The sequence below is a fragment of the Mesorhizobium carmichaelinearum genome, assembly GCF_900199455.1.
Classification (GTDB): Bacteria; Pseudomonadota; Alphaproteobacteria; order Rhizobiales; family Rhizobiaceae; genus Mesorhizobium; species Mesorhizobium carmichaelinearum.
Genome location: NZ_FZQR01000003.1, coordinates 539,533 through 555,035, shown reverse-complemented (window position 1 = coordinate 555,035; position 15,503 = coordinate 539,533). Strand labels below are relative to the sequence as shown.

The 15,503-nt window shown below is 65.9% G+C and carries 15 protein-coding genes; 5 read left to right on the top strand and 10 right to left on the bottom strand.

All coding sequences use genetic code 11. The annotated features are described in order from the left end of the window. Positions 1-25: 25 nt before the first annotated feature. The 3 genes from CKW40_RS09340 to CKW40_RS09330 are packed head-to-tail and all read right to left on the bottom strand — an operon-like array spanning position 26 to position 3,439. Positions 26-1,063, bottom strand: a complete 1,038-nt coding sequence (locus CKW40_RS09340; protein WP_095199625.1) for an LLM class flavin-dependent oxidoreductase — start codon at positions 1,061-1,063, stop codon at positions 26-28. Then, entirely contained in the window at positions 1,060-2,859 is a 1,800-nt protein-coding gene (locus tag CKW40_RS09335) for an alpha/beta fold hydrolase (protein WP_095199624.1), read from the bottom strand. The genes CKW40_RS09340 and CKW40_RS09335 overlap by 4 nt, the downstream gene beginning before the upstream one ends. After that, complete coding sequence (locus tag CKW40_RS09330) at positions 2,852-3,439, bottom strand: amino acid synthesis family protein (RefSeq protein WP_095199623.1); 588 nt, start codon at positions 3,437-3,439, stop codon at positions 2,852-2,854. The genes CKW40_RS09335 and CKW40_RS09330 overlap by 8 nt, the downstream gene beginning before the upstream one ends. Positions 3,440-3,574: 135 nt before the next feature. On the opposite strand from CKW40_RS09330, the gene CKW40_RS09325 reads away from it, so the two are divergent. Further along, positions 3,575-4,249, top strand: coding sequence for a GntR family transcriptional regulator (locus tag CKW40_RS09325; RefSeq protein WP_095199622.1), 675 nt, complete (start codon positions 3,575-3,577; stop codon positions 4,247-4,249). A 6-nt stretch (positions 4,250-4,255) separates the two neighbouring features. On the opposite strand, the gene CKW40_RS09320 is transcribed toward CKW40_RS09325, so the two are convergent. Both CKW40_RS09320 and CKW40_RS09315 read right to left on the bottom strand, forming a co-directional pair. After that, positions 4,256-5,701, bottom strand: a complete 1,446-nt coding sequence (locus CKW40_RS09320) for an ROK family protein (RefSeq protein WP_244571137.1) — start codon at positions 5,699-5,701, stop codon at positions 4,256-4,258. Between the two features lie 85 nt (positions 5,702-5,786). Then, the gene (locus tag CKW40_RS09315; RefSeq protein ID WP_095199620.1) at positions 5,787-6,695 is read right to left on the bottom strand and encodes a tagatose-bisphosphate aldolase; all 909 of its coding nucleotides are present in this window, start codon (positions 6,693-6,695) and stop codon (positions 5,787-5,789) included. 275 nt (positions 6,696-6,970) lie between these two features. Between CKW40_RS09315 and CKW40_RS09310 the strand changes: the two genes are divergently transcribed. The 4 genes from CKW40_RS09310 to CKW40_RS09295 all read left to right on the top strand — a co-directional run bounded on the left by CKW40_RS09310 (position 6,971) and on the right by CKW40_RS09295 (position 11,168). Continuing rightward, the gene (locus CKW40_RS09310; RefSeq protein WP_095199619.1) at positions 6,971-7,870 is read left to right on the top strand and encodes a sugar-binding transcriptional regulator; all 900 of its coding nucleotides are present in this window, start codon (positions 6,971-6,973) and stop codon (positions 7,868-7,870) included. A 416-nt stretch (positions 7,871-8,286) separates the two neighbouring features. Beyond that, entirely contained in the window at positions 8,287-9,264 is a 978-nt protein-coding gene (locus CKW40_RS09305; RefSeq protein WP_095199618.1) for an ABC transporter substrate-binding protein, read from the top strand. A gap of 94 nt (positions 9,265-9,358) precedes the next feature. After that, positions 9,359-10,420, top strand: coding sequence for an ABC transporter permease subunit (locus CKW40_RS09300; protein WP_095199617.1), 1,062 nt, complete (start codon positions 9,359-9,361; stop codon positions 10,418-10,420). After that, on the top strand, positions 10,413-11,168 hold the full coding sequence (locus tag CKW40_RS09295; protein WP_095199750.1) for an ATP-binding cassette domain-containing protein: 756 nt from the start codon (positions 10,413-10,415) through the stop codon (positions 11,166-11,168). Before CKW40_RS09300 ends, CKW40_RS09295 begins: the two co-directional genes overlap by 8 nt. A 55-nt stretch (positions 11,169-11,223) precedes the next feature. Here CKW40_RS09295 and CKW40_RS09290 read toward each other — a convergent pair whose 3' ends face one another. Genes CKW40_RS09290 through CKW40_RS09270 form a run of 5 tightly spaced genes read right to left on the bottom strand, consistent with a single transcriptional unit; the run spans position 11,224 to position 15,329 of the window. Beyond that, positions 11,224-11,730 (bottom strand): L-2-amino-thiazoline-4-carboxylic acid hydrolase, encoded by a 507-nt coding sequence (locus CKW40_RS09290; RefSeq protein WP_095199616.1) that lies wholly within the window; start codon positions 11,728-11,730, stop codon positions 11,224-11,226. Next, positions 11,727-12,512: an ABC transporter ATP-binding protein gene (locus CKW40_RS09285; protein ID WP_095199615.1), complete on the bottom strand. Its 786-nt coding sequence runs from the start codon at positions 12,510-12,512 to the stop codon at positions 11,727-11,729. The genes CKW40_RS09290 and CKW40_RS09285 overlap by 4 nt, the downstream gene beginning before the upstream one ends. Next, a complete protein-coding gene (locus CKW40_RS09280) occupies positions 12,509-13,519 on the bottom strand; it encodes an ABC transporter ATP-binding protein (protein WP_244571136.1) in 1,011 nt (336 codons plus the stop codon). Before CKW40_RS09280 ends, CKW40_RS09285 begins: the two co-directional genes overlap by 4 nt. Beyond that, complete coding sequence (locus CKW40_RS09275) at positions 13,516-14,346, bottom strand: ABC transporter permease (RefSeq protein ID WP_095199614.1); 831 nt, start codon at positions 14,344-14,346, stop codon at positions 13,516-13,518. The genes CKW40_RS09280 and CKW40_RS09275 overlap by 4 nt, the downstream gene beginning before the upstream one ends. After that, complete coding sequence (locus CKW40_RS09270) at positions 14,343-15,329, bottom strand: ABC transporter permease (protein ID WP_095199613.1); 987 nt, start codon at positions 15,327-15,329, stop codon at positions 14,343-14,345. The genes CKW40_RS09275 and CKW40_RS09270 overlap by 4 nt, the downstream gene beginning before the upstream one ends. Positions 15,330-15,503: the final 174 nt, after the last annotated feature.

Below are 15,503 nucleotides of genomic sequence, written 5' to 3'. Positions count from 1 at the left end.
TGGCTGGTCAGTCAAGGGCTCGCGATCAGAGAAAGGCCGGCATCACCCGGTCGATGAACAGTTGCAGCGATTTTTTCTTGCGCTCGTGCGAAAGCCCGCTGTCGATCCAAATCGAATACTGGTCGTAGCCGAGCGCCTCATAGGCCTTCAGCCGGGCGATGACCTCATTGGCCTCGCCGATCACCAGATTCTGCCTGATCTTGTCCGGCGCATATTGCGGCATGGCCGCGATCTCGTCCGCCGTCAGCGGCTCCAATATGCCTTGATGCACCGGCTTCTTGTTTTGGAACCAGGCGCCGAACTGGCAATAGAAAGTCGACAGGTCCTGCGTGAGGCGATCGGCGTCGGCCGCGTCCTCGGCGACGAATGTGTGCATCAGAAGCATGATTTCGGGCCGTTCGATCTCCGGGTGCGCGGCGCAGGCGGTGTTGAAGCGCTGCATCAGGCTCGTCACCTCGTCATCGCCGGACGCCAGCGGCGTCACCTGGACCTTGCAGCCATTGGCGACGGCAAAATCGTGCGAATTCGGGTCGCGGGCCGCCACCCAGATCGGCGGGTAGGGTTTCTGCAGCGGCTTGGGCGAGGAGGTGGTGGCGGGGAATTGCCAGAACTCGCCGGAGAGTTCGAAGTCGCCGTCCCAGAGGCCGCGGATCGCCGGTATGATCTCGCGCATGCGCTGGCCGGCGCCCCAGGCGTCGAGGCCGGGAAAGATGCGTTGATATTCATAGCTGTAGGCACCGCGCGCGATGCCGATGTCGAGCCGACCGCCACTGATGACGTCGGCCATCGCCGCTTCACCGGCGAGCTTGATCGGATGCCAGAAGGGCGCAATCACGGTTCCGGTGCCGAGCCGGATGCGGCTGGTCTTGGCCGCGAGATAGGCGATGTTGATGAAAGGGTTCGGCGAGATGGTGAATTCCATGCCGTGATGCTCGCCGATCCAGGCCGTCTCGAAGCCAGCTTCTTCGGCCATCAGGACCAGTTCTTCGAGCTCGGTCACAAGCTCGGAATGCGGTTTGGCCAAGTCCGACCGTTCCATGTGTACGAAGAGCGAGAATTTCATCCCTGGTCACCTGTATTGACGGCGGAAGCACCGGCCCTGGCGAGCGGCCGGACCTCGCCTTCGACATCGTTGCCGACATAGACGCCGAATGCGTCCACCGAGCATTCCCTGATATAGCGCGCGAGCATGGAGCGGATCGCCGGATCGGCGATCTTCAATCCTTCGATCGCGTCGATCTCGATCAGCCTGATGCCGCGATCGCTGGAAGCGGGCACGTCGAACGTGCCGCGATAATAGACATGCGTGCGTGAAACAGATCCGGCGTCGTCCCAGACGGCGAACAGGAAGCCGAGTTGGGCCTCGATGGCCTTCGCCGCAAGCAGGCCTCGCAGGCTTTTGCCATCCCCGGCCGAGCCCAATCCCCGGCCGCGCGGCAGTTCGAAACCGTCCGCTGTCTCCAGGAACAGGATCCGGCCGCCATTTTCGAGGATGGCGCCGACGTCGGTGCCGGGCTGCGTGGCGGCCAGCGCGTCCTGGCTGAGGCCGGGCGCGACATAGGCGCCGCGGCAATAGCCGAGCGGCTGCGCGGAATTGTGCTCGAAATCGCGGACGCGGCCGATGAGGATCGAATGATCGCCGGCCTCGACCAGCCGCTCCATGTCGCAGTCGAAGCATGCGACGGAACCGTCCAGCACGGGGCTGCCGGTGCGTCCCGGCCGCCAGGCCACGGAAGCGAACTTGTCGGCGGCTTTCGAGGCAAAGATGCCGGACGCCGCCTTCTGACCCTCGTTGAGGACGTTGATGGCGAAGCTTTTCGAGGTCGCGAAGACGGGATGGCCAAGCGCCTTGTGGGCGATGCAGACCAGCACCAGCGGCGGATCGAGCGAGACAGAGGTGAAGGAGTTGGCGGTGAAGCCGCGCGGCTCGCCTTCGGGGCCGATCGTGGTGACGATGGTGACGCCGGTGAGGAAGGAGCCAAGCGCACGGCGGAACTCGCCGCTGTCGAACCCGGTATTGGTCTTCGCAGTGCCGTCTTGTTCGGCCGCTTCGTCCTCTGCGAGGAAGTCAACGATATGGCGCGTGGTGAGGTCCGGTGCCGCCACCGCCATCATGTGCCTCTCGCCAGGCAGCACCGTGCAGCGACCGCGCGGCGCCAAGCGTGCCATAGCGGCCGACATTGCCGGCGAAGAATTCTTGTCCTCGGAGCCGGTCATGAACAGGGCCGGTACGGCCAGCGTCGGCAGGCGGTCGGCATGATCGCCGTCGGCACGAGCGAACAGACGATAGGTGCGGGCATAGCCTTCCGGGTCGACCGCGCTCAGTGCGGATGCCGTCTTCTGCGCTGCCGTTTCCAGATCGGCCTGCACCGGATCGCCGAACCAGCGCGCGATGGTCTGTGCCGAGCCGGCAGCGTCGCTGTGGCCGTTGAGGGCCGCCGCTCGCTCGTGGACGGCCTTGGCCAATTCAGGCGGGCGCCGGAACACGGCATTGAGGGAGACGATGCGGCGGACGCGCTCCGGTGCACGCAAGGCCAATTCCTGGGCAACGAGCGCGCCCATCGAATGGCCGACGACGGACACCTGGGCGAGGCCGAGATGATCGAGCAGACGAATGGCCTGATCGGCATAGTCGGCCAGCTCCGGATGCTGCGGCGGCAATGGCGACTGGCCGTGGCCGAGCATGTCGATGGCGATGACGTCGAAGCTGTCGGCCATGCGCTCGATCTGCGGCTGCCAGATCGCTGCGTTCATGCCGACGCCGTGGATGAACAGCACCGGCGTGCCCGATCCGGCGCGGATGAAGCCGGTGCCGTCGGGCGCCGTGCCCTGTCGAGCCCATGCCGAAGCGTCAGCCATGCACGCCTCCAAGCTCCTTGAGGTCCTGGTAGCGATCACCGATGCGATGATGCGGGCGGCCGCCGATCGAAGCGCCGAGCGCCACCACCAGCTCGTCCGGCGCCGGCGCATCGCCGATCTGGAAATGCACGGTCAGGTAATGCGAGCGCCGCCCTTCGTCATTCTTGTCCATCAGCGGGATCATGATCGGCGTGTTCGGCCCGCCGCGCAGATTGGTGAAGGCAAGATAGGTCTTGGCGCCGACGGCGCGGCGATAATGGTTGCCGAAATGCAGCGTGTGGATCAGCGCCGAGGCATGCTCGATCTCACCCGACGTGCCGCAAATGGCGGCCTTGCCATAGCCCTCGATCGCCTCGCCGGAACCGGCGACGGCAATGATCTCGCGGGTCAGGATCTCTCCCAGCACCGGCGCGCAGGCGCGAATCTCGGGCGACAGATCGTCGCTGAAGCCGCGACCGGCCCAGGGGTTGGTCAGAACCGCGGCGACGCCGATCAGGCGCAGCGGGCTGGACGCGACCTTGCCGCCTTCGATCAGCGTGTTCTCGGTGTAGGTCACGATCTTGCGAATGGCAGGCTGCATGGAATCCTCGGGTCGGCGATGCTCAGGGGATCGTCCGATTCCTGCATCATCTTATGGTATACCATGCTATGGAGCGCCAAGTACCTTGTCAACCGGGCATGGAATCTGTTTTCGTGACGGCGCAGGAGACAACACATGCAAGACGACACGCTTCGCATCGACCGCAGCGCCAAGACCTTGAGGACATTGGCGCTGGAGCGCATGCGCGAGGCGATCATGGATTTCCATTTCCAGCCCGGCGAAAGACTGGTCGAGCGGCCGCTTTGCGACCAGCTTGGCGTCAGCCGTTCCGTCGTGCGCGAGGTTTTGCGCCAGCTGGAGGCCGAGGGGCTCGTGCAGATGATCCCTGGGCATGGGCCGGCGGTGGCAAGGCCGGACCTCGGCCGCACCGACGAGATCTATGAGCTCAGGGCGCTGCTTGAAGGCATCGCGGCACGCGCCTGCGCCCTGTCGGCGACCAGCGAACAATTGGCGACGCTGGAGCGCGCTTTGGCCGACCTGTTCGAGGCGTGGGCATCGGGGACGCCGCCGGCGGTGATGCGGGCGACGACCAAATTCTACGAGGCGCTGTTCGAGGCCGCCGACAAGCGCGTCGCCTGGGAAATCGTCAGCGGGCTGAATGTCCGCATCAATCAGCTTCGTTCGATGACCATCGTCTCGGCCAACCGGCGCGAAGCGGCAATCGCCGAGATGAATGAGATCATGGATGCGATCCGGGGACGCAGGCCCGACGAGGCGGAAGCCGCGGCGCGGCGCCATGTCGAATCCGCTTGGCAGATCGCTCGCACGGCGCTGCGGCCGCCGGCGTGAAGGCGCCTATGCACCGCCAGCCATGACCGCCCGCAGCCAGGCGGTGATGGCATCGAAGTCGATCGGCTTGGTCGTGTCGACGTCGAAGAGCGGTCCGCGCCGCAGCGGCTCGGCGCGCTTGGCGAGCTCGATCAGTTCGGGGATATAGGCCGCACCGGGATGGCCGGCGGGACGCTGGTCGAGCCGGGCGCCATAGCGCTCGGCAAGGATTTCGCCGGGTGCGTGGCACCAGATTTCGAAAGTCTGCTCGACGCCGGCTTTTCTGAGATGATCCTCGAGAACCTCGCGCGGCTGGAAGCCGAACCAAGCATCGACGACCACGGTGGTGCCGGCGGGAGCTTCGCCGACGACCGACCAGATCGCCTGGTAGCTGGCGCGGCCGAGCGTGCGGTTGAACAAGCGGTCGCCGCCGCCGAGCACTTCGAGGAACGGGTTCTTGATCGTGTCGAGCGCCAGCAATGGCCAGCCCATGCGATCGGCGATGCCGCGCGAGACCGTGCTCTTGCCGCTGGCGGGGATGCCGTTGACGAGCACGGCGCGCCGCGCGCGGCTGGACTGGGCCAGGAGCGAAGCCGGAACCGCGTACGGTTCTGCCGCCAGTGCCTGCAGGCCAGCGCCGATCACACCGGCGTCGTCGCCGAGCTGCGCTGGTTCGACCTGGCATTGGTACCAGGGCGCCAGCGCCGGGGCGCGGTCGAGGGCTGCATGTGCCGCCCGGCCAAGGCCGCCGCCAAGCAGTACCAGGTCGGGAGCAAGCATGGCAACGGTGGTGTCGATGGCGGCACGCAACGGTTTCGCCCAGGCATCCAGTATGCCGCGCGCCTGGATGTCGCCGGCCGCATCGCGGGCAAAGAGCTGGTCAACCGAAATGTCGGCGCCGAGCCCGGCGCGCGCAATGTGGCGGCCGAGCGCCGTGCCCGAACTGGTGGTCTCCACACAGCCGCGCCGGCCGCAGGCGCAGACCTCGCCATTGACGTCGACGGTGATGTGGCCAAGCTGGCCCGCCGTTGCCGAGCCACGCGTGATCCGCCGATCCTGGGCGACAGCGCCGCCAATGCCGGTGCCGATGGTGAACATGACGATGTTGCCATGGCCCCGCCCGGCGCCGAGCGCCATCTCGGCGGCCAGCGCCATGTTGCAGTCATTGTCGATGACGACAGGCTTGCCTGTCATGTCTTCCAGGCGCTGCGCCAACGCAACCGAGGCGAGGTTGACGTAGCCACCCGACAGAACCGCGCCGCGCCGCGCATCGACGCGGCCGGGAACGCCGACGCCGATGGCCTTCACATCCGGCGTGTCGAGAAGGCGCACCATGTCGGCGATGCGGCCGAGCACCAGCTCCGGGTCGGGTGCGCTCTTTTCGGAAACGCGCTTGAGGATTTCACCGGTGCCGGAAATGCGGGCGGCACGCAGATTGGTGCCGCCAATGTCGATTCCTATGCTGAGAGGCATGGCGTCCTGCATTTGTTTCTACGCGATTCCGGACGCAAAACCGCTTCACACTTTTGCTGGAATAGCTCTGGTCCAAACGCGATTATCAGGCAGCGGCTTTCTGCCGGTAATGCCCGATCACGGCCTGGATCTCACGCAATCGCGGCACCGCAATGGTCTTAAGCCTTTCGCGCTGGATGTCACGGTCGAGCGAGATGCAATCCTTCCACAGTGAGCGGCCGGCGATGACGCCAGAGGCGCCGTTCTGCATGGCGATCTCGACCTGGCCAAGGAAGGTGGCGTGGTTGACGCCGGCCGAAAGCACCGCCCACGGCACGTCGCCGGCCATTTTGGTGATGTTGGCGCAGGCTTGCGGCGTTCCGGGGTAGGGGAGCTTCAGCACCTTGGCGCCGCACTCCAGCGAAATCCTGGTGCCTTCTTCGACAAGCCATGGCGTCTTGGCCGCATAGTCCTCTGGGCTTTCGCCGTCGAGCTGATAGGTCAGGAACTCGACGACCAGCAGCAGGTCTTCCTGCCCGAAATCGGCGATGCATTGGCGCAGAATGGCGATGTTGTGCTCGTTGGCTTGCGGCTTGTCGGCCCGCAGATAGACCATGATCTTGCCACCGGTGCCGCCGAGTGCGCGGACACGGCGCGCGTCGATGTCGGGAACCAGGCGTGACAGGCGGTAGCCTTCGGGCGAGACGTCGAAACCGGAAGCGTCGAGGCCGATGAGCAGCGCCGTATCGCGGTTCAAGACGCCCTCGTCGACAATGCGCGGCACCGCGCAGAGCGGGTCGAGCAACACGCAGGACGCCGCACTGGCGAGGTAGCGCGTAATGTCGGCCTTGGTGTCGCCGAGCATGTCGTTGGTGATCTTGGCCTGTTCCGCCGGATCCGATGCCAGCAAGGTCCGCATGCCGCCGCGCTGGTCGCAGGCGATGGCCACCATGGCTCCATCCTTGCCGCATATCTGCTGATAGCCGCGCAGTTCCGCGGTGGTCATCTTCGTCATGGTCTCAATCCGATGTTGGCGCTCTCGTGCCGAGAGCGCGGATCCCGTGGAAACGTCAATGTTCAGTTCTGCCCGCCTGCCGGCAGGACGCCGTGACGCGCCATCGCCCTCGAAGAAAGCGGCTCGCCGGGCTTGCGGCCTGGGAGCCATCTTACGTTGCGAGTTGGCTGGATTTGCGCGATAACTCCCGTCGGCGTATACGTGTGTAACACGTTGCTGAAAGGAATTGCAAGCTGTCAGTTTCCCCCATCCAGGATGCGACCGCATCGCGGACGATGCTGCACACGGTGGCCAAGCTGCATTATGTGGAAGAGATGTCGCAGGTCGACATTGCGCGGCGCCTCGGGGTCTCCACCGCGACGATTTCGCGCCTGCTGCAGCGGGCACGGGCGGAAGGGATCGTGCGCATCGAGGTTCTCGACCTGGCGACGCCGGAGGATATCACCAGGCAGCTGATCGATAGCTTGAAATTGCGGGATGCCGCCGTGGTCGAGACGCCGGCGGCGGGCACGCTGGCGGCACTCGCGGCACCGCTTGGCGGGCTGCTCAGGCAGGCGCAACTGGTGGCGGGTTCCGTCGTCGCCATCGGCTGGGGGCGCGCCGTGCGCGAGGTGATCCGGGCCGGTTTGCCGCGCATGCCCGGCGTGCTGACCGTGGCCGCCACCGGCGGCATGCAGCAGCAGGCGGCGCATTTCCAGGTCAACGAATTCGTGCGGCTCGCCGCCGAGGAGTTCGGCGGTACACCGCATTTCATCCATGCGCCCTATCTGCCGTCCAGCGAATTGCGCGAGGTCTTCCTGCGCGACACCGCCATCCGCGATGCCGTCGCGCTGTGGGAGAGGACCGATGTCGCGATCGTCGGCATCGGCCTGCCGCATGCCATCAATGCCCCCGAAGCCAGTGCCGCCACGCCGAGCGAGCAGGCGCTGGTTCATGCCGCCGGCGACGTGCTTCGCCATTACTTCGACGCCGAGGGCACGCTGATCGCCTGGGAAGGGGAGAGCCGGATGATCGCCATGTCGCCGGCGCAGCTGCGCGCCGTGCCTCTGGTCATCGGCCTTGCCGCGTCGCCGGAAAAGGCGACGGCAATCATCGCCGCCGTTCGCGCCGGGCTCATCAACACGCTGGTAACGGACACCAAGACGGCGCAAGCCATCCTCGCGGCGCTCGCGTAGCGATGGAACGGGCAGGGGGCGCTGCCACGAAAACCAGTTGTGCTGCCGAAAGCCCCGGGTGATAGTCGGCCAGGGGCTCTGCGGAGCAGTCGGATGTTTTACGGTGTGAAAGCCCGGCGCTGCCAGCTCGGAAAAACCGAGTTGCAATTTATTTCTGCAAAGTGTTACAAGTTCGAAACGCCCCGCCGGCAAGGCGTGGCGCGGGAGACAGTTTGCCGGACCTCGCGGAGGCAGAGGTTCGGGACTGTGGCCAGGTGCGCCGGTCGGCTGACCGGCTGACATATCGACTGGAGGGCGCTTGGGAGGAGCTGCCCGCGAAAGGCAAACAGGCGTTCCCGGCCGTCGGCATCTGAACCGATGACGGCCATTCCAATGTCACTTGCAACGGCAGATCTGCCAATAATGAGGAGGATGTCATGAAGAAGATTGTTGCCGCGCTCGCGGCGCTCGCCGTCAGTGCGACGGTGCTGATCGCGCCCGCACAGGCGCAGGACAAGAAATACACCATTGCGCTCGTTCCGGGCCTGACCACCGACGGCTTCTACATCACCATGCGCAAGGGCGCGCAGGCGGCGGCTGACGCGCTTGGCGTCAATTTGGTGTTCCAGGGCGCGCCGGACTTCAACCCGGTGACGCAGGTTCCGGTGCTCGACGCGGTCATCGCCAAGAAGCCGGACGCGATCCTGATCGCGCCGACCGACAAGGTCCAGCTGGTCGAGCCGCTGCGCAAGGCCAATGACGCCGGCATTCCGGTGATCACCGTCGACACCTTCATCGGCAGTGGCGTCTACCAGACCGGCGCCGGCGATGCCGATTTCCCGCTGGCCTATATCGCTTCCGACAATGTGCTCGGCGGCGAGATTGCCGCGCGGGCGCTGGCCACCGCCATTGGCGACAAGGGCAAGGTCTATGTGTCGAACGTCAATCCCGGCATCTCGACCACCGACCAGCGTGAAGAAGGCTTCAAGAAGGAGATGGCCAAGCATACGGGCATTACCGTGCTCGAGACCCAGTTCAACAACAACGACGCCAACAAGGCGGCCTCGCAGCTGCAGGCGGTGTTCGCGCGCAACCCAGACCTGGTCGGCGTGTTCGGCGCCAATTTGTTCTCGGCTTTGGGTGCGGCCAACGGTGTCAAGCAGGCCGGGCAGAGCGGCACCATCAAGGTGGTGGCGTTCGATGCGCCGACCAGCATCGTCGACAACATCAACACCGGCCTGATCGACGTGGCGATCGCCCAGCATCCGGCCGAGATCGGCTATTACGGCGTCGTCTCGGCCTATGCCCATCTGACCGGCCACTCGATCCCGGTCACCATCGGCACCGGCTTCACGATCATGGACAAGTCCAACATCGCGGACCCGAACATCTCGAAGTATCTCTACTCCGAGTAAGTCCAGACCAGCTCGGCTCCTCCCGGTTCGCCGGGAGGAGCCTGCACCGGGTCCTCGCCAATCGAGGCCTGTTTGAAGGCGCCGCGGAGTATCCATGACCTCGACATCACCAGCCCAGCCTGCCGAGAAGCATGTCGCCCCTCAGGCCGATCATGGCGATCCGGCCCGCAGCCTGGTCGCACGCATCGCCGAAGGGCGCGCCTGGCTGTTCCTGGCCGGCCTGCTCATCTGTTTCGAGATCTGGTCGCGGCTCGCCTTCGGTGCGACCTTCGTGCTCAATCCGTTCAATCTGCAGTCCATTGCCATCTTCGCCGTGGCGCCGCTGCTGCTGGCGACCGGCCAGACCTTCGTCATCATTTCGGGCGGCATCGACCTGTCGCTCGGCTTCATCATGGGGCTTGCCGCCGTCATCGCCGCGCATGCCACCAACATGGCGGGCGCCGCCATTCCCCTGCCGCTGGCGATGCTGGCTGGCATCCTCGCCTCGGTAATCGTTGCCGGCGTGCCGGGCGTCATCAACGGCCTGCTGATCTCGCGCCTCAAGGTCCCGCCCTTCATCGGCACGCTCGGCATGTTCGGCGTCGCACGCGGTGCAGCCTTCCTGCTTGCCGGCGGCACCACCGTGCCGGTGCAGAATTCCTGGTTCGCGCTGCTCGGCAACGGCAAGTTCCATGGCGTGCCCTATCTGGTGATGATCACCGCCATCTTTGTCATCGTCATGCACTATCTGCTCAGCCAGACCCGGTTCGGCCAGCACAATTATGCCATTGGTGCCAACGTGCAGGCGGCGCGCCGCGCCGGCATCGACATCAGGGGGCACATATTGCGGCTCTACGTGCTGTCGGCGATGTGCGCCGGGCTCGGCGGCGCGCTCTATGCCGCGCGCTTCACCGCGGGCGCCGCACAAGCCGGTGAGCCCCTTCTGCTCGACAGCGTCGCGGCCGTGGTGATCGGCGGCGCCAGCCTGTTCGGCGGCTCCGGCACCATCTTCGGCACGGTCGCCGGCGCGCTGGTGATCGCGGTCATCCAGTACGGCTTGGTCTTCGTCAATGTCGAACCGTTCTGGCAGTTCATCGCCGTCGGCGTCGTCATCATCATTTCCGTTCTTATCGACCAGGCGCAGCGCCGGTTTAGTGGAGCCCGTCAGGATGAATAGCACCAACCAGAACGGCCCCTTGCTGGAAGTCCGGAATCTGTCGAAGCACTTCGGCGCGGTGCGTGCGCTCAACGACTTCTCCATGGCCGTGCGGCCGGGCGAAGTGGTGGCGCTGGCCGGTGACAACGGTGCCGGCAAGACGACGCTGATCAAGGCGATATCGGGCGTGTTCCAGCCCACGGGTGGCGAGATCCTGCTCCGGGGGCAGCCGGTGACGTTCGCCACGCCGCAGGAGGCGCGCGAGAAGGGCATCGAGACGATCTACCAGGACCTCGCGCTCGCAGACAATCTGTCGATCGGCGCCAACATCTTCCTCGGCCGCGAGCCGATGCGCAAGGCGTTCGGCTTCCTGCCGGTGCTTGACCGCAGGGCCATGGCCGAGGCGGCCAAGGCGACGATGGGCCGGCTGGACTTCCATGTCAGCCGGCTCGAGGCCCCGGTCAGCAATTTCTCCGGCGGCCAGCGCCAGGCCGTCGCCATCGGCCGCGCCGTCTACTGGGATGCGCAGATCCTGATCATGGACGAGCCGACCGCTGCCCTTGGCGTGCCCGAGCAGCGCAAGGTGATCTCGCTGATCCACCAGCTCAAGGCACAGGGGCGCGGCGTGATCTTCATCTCGCACAATCTGCAGGACATCTTCGCCGTGTCGGACCGCATCGTCGTGCTGCGGCGCGGCGTCCAGGCCGGCGAGCGCAAGATTTCCGAAACCAACCATGACGAAGTCGTCAAGCTGATGGTCGGCGGCTAAGGTGTATTGACCTTCAGGTGATGCCGGCCTGCAAACGACGGCTGCCTGCGCTTCCTTAGCCGGCGTCCCGGTTCGTCAGCGCGATGTGGCAGCATCCGGAGCCGTGGCCTGGTGTCCAGGTGACGTTGTCGAACCGTACGCCGGTCGCTTCGAACAGGCCGCGGTCGAAGGCGCCGGCGATGCGGCAGAGCGTGGCGAGCTTTTCGTCGCCAACGCCTGCCTCGACCCAGGCATCCTTCAATGGGCATCGCTTGACCTTGAAGGCGATGCGGTCGTTGCCGCGTTCGACATCGGTCGGATACATCAGGCCGCCATCCGGGCTGACCGACAGGAAGGCTTCGCCGATCGCGCGTGCGTCGTTGGCGCCGAAGCTGGCGAAGGCGGCCGCGGCCACTTCCTTGCCGCGCTGCTCGATGGCGCGGATCATGATCGCCTCCGCCTTGTCAGAACCCAGCTCTCCGGTCAGTTCTTCGAGGAACAGGCGGTAGAGATCGGCGCGGTTGCGGAAGGCGGAATCGAGTTCACGCGCCAGTTTCTCGGCTCTGACTTCAGGGTCGGTCATGATGCGTCCTGCGTGGTTCTTTTGAGCTTTGGCGCTGATGCCACCAGTGCCTTGCCGATGGCCGATTGCGGCGCGTCGATGACGGCGCGGGCGTCGCCGCTCTCGGCGATCCGTCCGGCATCGAGAAGGATGACGCGATGGGCAAGGGCGCGCACGACGCCGAGATCATGTGAAATGAAGAGATAGGCGATCCGTTCCTGCCTTTGCAGGTCGAGCAAAAGGTCGAGGATCTGGCCGCGCACCGAGACGTCGAGTGCCGAGACCGCTTCGTCAAGCACGATCAGCGACGGTTTCGTGGCAATGGCGCGGGCGATGGCGACGCGCTGCCGCTGGCCGCCGGAGATTTCGTGGATGGCGCGGGGCGCAAGATCGGCCGCCAGCCCGACACGCTCGAGCAAGGCGGCGATGCGGCGCGGGCGCTCGGCGCGGGAGGCGATGCCATGGATGCGCAAGGGATCGTCGAGTACACGCGCCACCGTGGCGCGCGGATTGAAGGCAGCAAGCGGGTCCTGGAACACCATTTGCAGGCGCGCGCGGCGCGCTCTGAGCGCAGCACCGTGCAAGGTCAGGAAATCATCGCCCTCGAATTCGATGCCGCCAGCGTCCGGCTCAATCAGGCGCAGCACCAGCCGCGCGATCGTCGACTTGCCGCTGCCAGAGGGGCCGGCCAATGCCAGTGTTTCGCCGGGCTCGATGTGAAAAGAGATATCGTCGACGGCGATGACGGTGTTACCGCCGCGACGGTAGCGTTTGCTGAGGTTGGACACTGTGAGCAGGCTCATAAGGTGAGCCCGGCACGGTTTAGCAATGGTTCGGCGTCGAGGCCGATATGGGCGTCGAGCAGGGCGCGTGTGTAGGGCTGGGCCGGGGCACCGACAATTTGCGCCGTCGTGCCAAGTTCGACCAATTGACCATGGCGGAACACGGCGATGCGCTCGGCGAGTTCGGCCGCGAGCGCGATGTCGTGGCTGACGAACAGCAGCGTCATGCCATCCTCGGCCACCAGTTGTCGGATCAAGCCGACGATTTCGGCCTGCACGATGGTGTCGAGCGCGCTGGTCGCCTCGTCGGCGATCAGCAGTTTCGGCCCGGCCGCGATGGCGGCGGCGATTGCCACGCGCTGCTTCTGGCCGCCGGAGAGCTGATGCGGGAACGCATGCAGGGCGGAGTCTGGATCAGGCAGGCGGACGCGTTCGAGGAGGGTTTTGGCTTTTGCGTAGGCCTGCGGCCAGCCGAGGCCGAGATGCGTGTGCGCGACTTCGGCGATTTGTTTGCCGATTTTCATGACGGGATCGAGGCTGGCTGAAGGATCCTGGAAGACGAAGCCGATGTCGCGGCCGAGGAGGGGCACTCCACCGCGAAGATGACGAAGTTGGCGCTCTACGGCGCTCCCCTCTGTCCTGCCGGACATCTCCCCCACTTGGGGGGAGATTGCGCTGTCGCCACCGCTTTCGCCAATCTCCAACGCTGCAGGGGGAGTGCCGGCGACGGAGCTGCCGATCTCCCCCCTTGTGGGGGAGATGTCCGGCAGGACAGAGGGGGGCGCCTGGGCACCCAAGATTGACGATGGGCGTATGAACCAATCGATATGCCCCTCGATCCTGGCGGTCGTCGGCAGCAATCCGGCAATCGCCAGCGCCAGCGTGCTCTTGCCGGAGCCGCTTTCGCCGATGATGGCCAGACGCTCGCCAGCCACAATATCGACGCTGACGTCCTTCAGCGCCGCCACCGCGCGACCGTCGCGGCGGTATGTCACTGTCAGGTCGCGGATGGCAGCGAGTGCGGTCACGACAGACCTCTCTTGACCGCTGTCGTCTCGACGATGCCTTCGCCAGCGAGATAGACGCCGAGCACGGTCAGCACCAGCGCGATGCCCGGGACGATCGACAGGAAGGGCGCGGTGCGCAATACCGCGCGGCCTTCGGCGATCATGCCGCCCCAGGTGACGCGGTTGGGGTCGCCGAGGCCGAGGAAGGACAGCGCCGCCTCCGTGAGGATCGCGGCGGCGACGATCACCGACGACATAGCCAGCACCGGCGGCAAGGCATTGGGCAGCACCTCGCGAAAAGCGATTTCGAGCGGATGCATGCCGATGGCACGCGCGCTGGCGACATAGTCGCGTTCGCGGATGGAGAGGACTTCGGCGCGGGCGATACGGGCAGGGCCGGTCCAGGTGCCGAGCGCGATGGCAATCACGACGATGCCGAGCGATGGGCCGACGACGCTGACGAAGGCCAGCGCCAGCAGGAAGCTCGGCACGGTCTGGAAGGCGTCGGTGATGCGCATCAGCACCTCGTCGACGAGGCCGCCGGCAAAGCCGGCAAGCGTGCCGACCACTGAGCCGATGGCTAGTGCCGCCACGGCAGCCGCAAGGCCGACAGCGATCGAAGTGCGGGCGCCGTGAAAAAGTTCGGCCAGCACGTCGCGGCCGAGCCGATCGGTGCCGAGCGGCAGTGACCAGTCCTGGAAGGGCGGCAGCAGCGCCGGGCCGGCGATGGCTTGCGGGTCGCCTGGAAACAGCAGCGGCGCGATGAGCGCCATCGCAACCAGTGCGCCCAGAAGGATGGCGCCGGCTATAGCCTCGGGCGTGCGCAGGAAGCGGCGGAGCGGGCTCATGCGCCGGCCTCGCCGGCGCCGACGCGCGGATCGAGAAAGGCATAGGCGATGTCGACGAGCAGGTTGATGACGACGACCAGCACGGCGCTGGTGAGGATGATGCCGAGCAGCAATGGCGTGTCGCGCGAAGCCACCGCTTCCTGCGCCAGCCGGCCGAGGCCGGGCACGGAGAAGACGCTCTCGATGACGACACTGCCGCCTAGCATCTGCGCCGATTGCAGGCCGAGCATGGTGACCAGCGGCAAGAGCGCGTTGCGGGCGACGTGGGCGAGCACGATACGGCGGCGCGACAGCCCCCTGGCGCGGGCGGCCAGGACAAAATCCTGGCGCCAGACCTCGGCCATGCCGGCGCGCATCATGCGCAGGTAGAGCGCGAGGTAGATGAAGCCGAGTGCGGCCACCGGCAGGATGAGATGGATGGCGATGTCGGCGGCGCGGTCGAGGCCGGTCTTGTCCGAAGCGAGCGTCTCGATACCGCCGATCGGCAGCCAGCGCAGGTCGACGGCGAAGACGATGATCAGCATCAGGCCGAGCCAGAAACCCGGCACGGCATAAAGCGCCAGCGAGCCGATCGACAGGAAGCGATCGCGGAAACTGCCGGGCCTGGCGCCGGCATAGATGCCGAGGGCGGAACCCAGCCCGAAGGACAGCGCGGTGGCGCTGACCATCAGCAGCAGCGTGTTGGGCAGGCGCTCAAGGATGACGTCGCGGGTCGGCCTGGAGAAGGTCACCGACTGGCCGAGATCGAGATGCAGCAGCGCCCAGAGATAGTTGGCGAGCCGCGTCAGTTCCGATTGGTCGAGGCCCCAGCGATGACGCAGCAATTCGATCATGCCGGCATCGCCGCCGGTCGAGACGATATAGGCATCGACGGCATCGCCGGGGGCGGCTTCGAGCAGCAGGAACGTGCCGACGACAACGATCAAAAGCACGAAGATGCTGCCGACGAGGCGACGGCGGAGAAGGATGAGGGCGCGGGTCATGGTCTTCTTACCCTCCTCCTTGTGGGGAGGGTCGATCCGCGAAGCGGAGCGGGGTGGGGGGCTTTGCGCCAGTACCCCCACCCCGCCGAACGGTTGCCGCTTCGCGGCACCCCTTCGTCGACCCTCCCCACAAGGGGGAGGGTGAACCCTGCGGAGATGTCCGGCAGGACAGAG